Source organism: Actinomycetota bacterium, from assembly GCA_036280995.1.
Lineage (GTDB): Bacteria > Actinomycetota > CALGFH01 > CALGFH01 > CALGFH01 > CALGFH01.
On the sequence record DASUPQ010000576.1, the window covers coordinates 1 to 2,852 of the forward strand.

The 2,852-nt window shown below is 72.6% G+C and carries 2 protein-coding genes; one reads left to right on the plus strand and one right to left on the minus strand.

Annotated features, from left to right (window positions below; all coding sequences use genetic code 11):
* The coding region (locus VF468_19310) for a cation-translocating P-type ATPase (GenBank protein ID HEX5880439.1) at positions 1-2,541 on the plus strand (2,541 nt) is incomplete at its 5' end.
* A gap of 10 nt (positions 2,542-2,551) precedes the next feature.
* Here VF468_19310 and VF468_19315 read toward each other — a convergent pair.
* On the minus strand, positions 2,552-2,852 hold a 301-nt coding region (locus VF468_19315), incomplete at its 5' end, for an alcohol dehydrogenase (protein ID HEX5880440.1).

Genomic DNA, 2,852 nt, shown 5'->3' on the forward strand with positions numbered 1-2,852 from the left:
TTCGAGGCGATCGTGATCGCCGTCATCGTGGTCGCCAACGCCGTCCTCGGCTTCGTCCAGGAACGCAAGGCCGAGCAGGCGGTGGCCGCGCTGCAGCGGATGGCCGCCCCCACGGCCACGCTGCTGCGCGACGGCCGGCAGGTGCGCATCCCCGCCGCCGAGATCGTTCCCGGCGACGTCCTGGTCCTCGGCGAAGGCGACGCCGTCGGCGCCGACGGCCGCCTGGTCCAGGTGGCCTCCCTCAGCGTGGCCGAGGCGTCGCTGACCGGCGAGAGCGAGCCGGTGCTCAAGGACACCGCGACCCTGCCGGCCCCGGCGCCGCTCGGGGACCGGACCAACATGGTGTTCAGCGGCACGGCCGTGACCCGGGGACGGGGCCAGGCGGTGGTGACCGCGACCGGCATGGCCACCGAGATGGGCCGGATCGCCGCCCTGCTCGGCCGCACCAAGGAAGAGCGCACCCCCCTGCAGCGCGAGGTCGACCTGGTCGGCCGCGTGCTCGGCATCGCCGTGGTCGCCATCGCGGTCGTGGTCATGGCGGCCATCCTGGTGACCTCCGACATCCGGCAGCCGAGCGACCTGGTCGAGGTCCTGCTGCTGGGCGTCTCCCTGGCCGTGGCCGCCGTCCCCGAGGGCCTGCCGGCGGTGCTGTCGGTCGTCCTCGCCCTCGGCGTCCAGCGCATGGCCGCCAAGCACGCCATCGTCAAGAGGCTGTCGTCGGTGGAGACCCTGGGCTCGGCCTCGGTCATCTGCTCGGACAAGACCGGCACCCTGACCAGGAACGAGATGACCATCCAGCGGGTGGTGACCCGTTCCGGCGAGGTGACGGTGACCGGCATCGGCTACCGGCCCGAGGGCGACCTGCGGGCCGACGGCCATCCCCTCTCGGACGGTCCGTTGCTGGACGAGGTCCGGGCCGTGCTGGGCGGGGGCAGCCTGGCCAACGACGCCGTCCTGGGCGAGGACGACGACGGCCAGTGGAGGATCCAGGGCGACCCCACCGACGCCGCCTTCCTGGTCGCCGAGCGCAAGCTCGGCATCACCGAGCAGCGCCGGGCCCGTTTCGAGCGCGTCGGCGAGGTGCCGTTCACCTCCGAGCGCAAGCTCATGACCAGCATCGAGGTCGACGCCGGCCGGGAGGGTCGCATCGCCGTGGTGACCAAGGGGGCCCCCGACGTGCTGCTGGCCCGCTGCACCTCCGAACGGGTCGGGGAGGCCGAGGCGGCCCTGACCGAGGCCCGCCGGGCCGAGATCCTGGCCGTGGTCGACCGCCTGGCCGAGGCGGCCCTGCGCACCCTGGCCGTCGCCTACCGGCCCCTGAAGGCCACCGAGCCGCCGGCCGCCGAGGAGTCCCTGGAGCAGGAGCTGGTGTTCGCCGGGGTGGTCGGCATCATCGACCCGCCACGCCCGGAGGCGGCCGCGGCCATCGCCGAAGCCCACGGCGCCGGCCTGCGGGTCATCATGATCACCGGCGACCATCCCCGCACCGCCGCCCGGATCGCCGCCGACCTGGGCATCGCCGAGCCCGAGGTCGGCCAGGACAGCGTCCCCTCCCTCAGCGGGCTGGAGCTGGACGCCCTCGACGACGAGGCGTTCGCCGAGCGGGTCAGGTCGGTGTCGGTCTACGCCCGGGTCGCGCCCGAGCACAAGCTGCGGATCGTGGACGCCCTCCAGGCCGACGGGAACATCGTCGCCATGACCGGCGACGGCGTGAACGACGCCCCGGCCCTGAAGTCGGCCGACATCGGCGTGGCCATGGGCGTCGCCGGCACCGACGTCACCAAGGAAGCGGCCAAGATGATCCTGGCCGACGACAACTTCGCCACCATCGTGGCCGCCGTGCGCGAGGGGCGGGCCATCTTCGCCAACATCCGCAAGTTCCTGCGCTATCTGCTGTCGTCCAACATCGGCGAGGTGCTGACGATGTTCCTGGGGGTGGTGGGGGCGTCGCTGATCGGCCTGGACGTCGCCGGCGGGACGGTGGTGGCGCCCCTGCTGGCCACCCAGATCCTCTGGATCAACCTGCTCACCGACACCGGCCCGGCGCTGGCCATGGGGGTCGACCCGCCACCGGGGGACGTGATGCGCCACCCGCCCCGCAGGCTCACCGACCGGGTCATCGACCGGGAGATGCAGCTCGGCGTGGTCTTCGTCGGGCTGGTGATGGCGCTGGTCACCCTGGCCACGATCGACCTCAAGCTGCCCGGCGGCCTGTTCGAGGGGTCGGCCGGGCTGACCGAGGCCCGCACGGCCGGCTTCACCGTGCTGGTGCTGGCCCAGCTGTTCAACACCGTCAACTCGCGCTCGGAACGGGTCAGCGCCTTGCGCGGCCTGTTCACCAACCGGTGGCTGTGGGCGGCCATCGCCCTCTCGCTGGCCCTCCAGCTCCTGGTCGTGCACGTGCCGCTGCTCAACCGGGCCTTCGGCACCACGCCGCTGTCGGCCGGCGACTGGGCGCTGTGCGCGGTCATGGCCAGCGCGGTGCTCTGGACCGACGAGCTCAAGAAGCTGGTCGTCCGACGGGTGGCGCGTAGGCGCTGAGGCAGGGCCGCTAGACCCGGACGAGCACCTTGGTGCCTCGTCCTTGCCGCAGCTCGCCGAAGGTGTCGACCAGCTGGTCGGCGGTGATCTCCGCAACCCAGCCTTCGGCCGAGTACCTGCCCTCGGCCATGGCCGCGATGACCGCGTCGAAGTCCTCGGGCAGATAGGCCAGTGCCCCGACGACCGAGGTCTCGCTCATGACCAGCACGGTGGGATTGAAGTCGAACCCCTTTTCGTGGAGGGCCACCACGACCAGTCGCCCACCTGGGGTCAGGCTGGTGATCGCCGAGAGGGTGGCGACACCGGCCCCG